Raw genomic sequence first — 203 nt, 5'->3', positions numbered from 1 at the left:
TGGCGGTCCGGACGGGACTCGAACCCGCGACCTCCTGCGTGACAGGCAGGCATTCTAACCAACTGAACTACCGGACCATTTTGGTTGCACTCAATGAGCACTCCCTATTGGTGTATAAAATAATTTGGTTGCGGGGGCAGGATTTGAACCTGCGACCTTCGGGTTATGAGCCCGACGAGCTACCGAACTGCTCCACCCCGCGA

General features: G+C 56.2%; 2 tRNA genes. Both read right to left on the bottom strand.

The features are described 5' to 3' along the window. Nucleotides 1–77 (bottom strand) — tRNA-Asp (locus SB660_RS24480). Between the two features lie 48 nt (nucleotides 78–125). After that, nucleotides 126–202 (bottom strand) — tRNA-Met (locus tag SB660_RS24475). Between the last annotated feature and the right edge of the window lies 1 nt (nucleotide 203).

This window comes from Bacillus sp. SIMBA_005, from assembly GCF_046535585.1.
Lineage (GTDB): Bacteria > Bacillota > Bacilli > Bacillales > Bacillaceae > Bacillus > Bacillus pumilus.
The sequence above is the reverse complement of the archived record's forward strand: the minus strand, read 5'-3'. Positions and strand labels throughout refer to the sequence as shown.